The organism is Actinosynnema sp. NPDC023658 (genome assembly GCF_040639995.1).
In the GTDB taxonomy this organism is placed as follows: Bacteria; Actinomycetota; Actinomycetes; order Mycobacteriales; family Pseudonocardiaceae; genus Actinosynnema.
In genome coordinates this window covers 1-1,247 of the sequence record NZ_JBFAAX010001073.1, presented here as the reverse complement: position 1 = coordinate 1,247, position 1,247 = coordinate 1, and the positions used below count along the sequence as shown (strand labels likewise).

The 1,247-nt window shown below is 74.3% G+C and carries 2 protein-coding genes; one reads left to right on the top strand and one right to left on the bottom strand.

The features are described 5' to 3' along the window. Positions 1–8: 8 nt before the first annotated feature. Positions 9–929 (bottom strand): helix-turn-helix transcriptional regulator, encoded by a 921-nt coding sequence (locus AB0G02_RS38195; RefSeq protein ID WP_360804786.1) that lies wholly within the window; start codon positions 927–929, stop codon positions 9–11. Between the two features lie 131 nt (positions 930–1,060). On the opposite strand from AB0G02_RS38195, the gene AB0G02_RS38190 reads away from it, so the two are divergent. Continuing rightward, positions 1,061–1,247: SDR family NAD(P)-dependent oxidoreductase (locus tag AB0G02_RS38190; protein ID WP_360804783.1), on the top strand; the 187-nt coding region annotated here is incomplete at its 3' end.

Sequence of the window (1,247 nt, the reverse complement as noted above, 5' to 3'; positions counted from 1 at the left end):
GCCCGCGGTCAGGTCGTGCGCCGACCGGCGGGGGAGTGGCTTGCGCTCCAGGAGAAGTGCTCGTCGCTGAGCGCGGAACGGGTCGCGCGCAACGAGGCCAGGAGCCGCAGCCGGTCCGCGTCGGCACTGCCCGGTTCGGCGGTGAAGACCAGCATGACCGGCCCGGGGTTGCCGGGCAGGGGATAGGTGTCCCAGTCCAGGACGATGTCACCCACCTCGGGCACGCGGAAGGTCTTGGTGCCGCTGACCGACTCGCGCACGTCGTGCCGCGCCCACAGCCGGCGGAACTCGGCGCTGCGGATGCTCAGCTCGCCCACGATCGCGGTGGCGCGCGGGTGGGTGGGGTCGGTGGCGACGGCGGCGCGCATCATGCCGATGTAGTCCAGGGCCTGCTGCTCCCAGTCCGCGCAGCTCCGCCGGCCGGTCAGCGCGTCGTCGAACAGCAGCAGGAGCATGTTGAGCCGGTCGGGCGGGTAGGCGCCCGGGTCACCGAGCAGCGCCTGCGCCATCGGGTTCCAGTCGAGCAGGTCGAGGTGCCGGCCGAGCACCACCGCCGGGGTGTCCGTCACCCGCAGCAGCCGACGCGTGCTGTCCGGCACCCGTTCCGGATCGCGGTCGACCCGTGCGGGCACCGGCCGCCGGGCCGAACGGGCCAGGGTGAACAGGTGCCGGCGTTCCTCGTCGTCGAGGCCGAGCGCGCCGGCGATCGCGTCCAGGACGTCGTCGGACGGCCGCACCTCCCGGCCCTGCTCGATCCGCTGGTAGTAGTCGGTGCTCAGCCCGGCCAGCAGGGCCAGCTCCTCGCGCCTCAGCCCGGTGACCTTGCGCCGCCCGCCCGGCTCCAGGCCGACGTCGCGCGGACCCAACCGGCTGCGCCGGGCGCGCAGGAAGTCACCGAGCTCCCGAGCGTAGGGATGACGACTGCTCATACCGCCAGTGTGTCCTCCCGCCGGGCGTCCGAGGTAGGTCCCGCAGACCCAGGCAACCGGGACCGACCCAACCAGCCCGGACCGCTCCTAGCGTCGGCGGCACAGCGCACCGACACCTCCAGGAGCAGCAGATGACCGGATGGATCGCAGACCGGATCCCCGACCAGCACGGCCGCGTCGCTGTCGTGACCGGCGCGAACTCGGGCCTCGGCCTGGTCACCGCCACCGAACTGGCCCGCCGCGGCGCTCACGTCGTGCTCGCCGTCCGCGACACGGCCGCCGGCGAGCGGGCCGCCCACCGGATCGGCGGCGGCACCG

Bases quoted from the DNA above. Each gene is read 5' to 3' on its own strand.
- AB0G02_RS38195 (WP_360804786.1), bottom strand. From the start codon at position 929: ATGAGCAGTCGTCATCCCTACGCTCGGGAGCTCGGTGACTTCCTGCGC.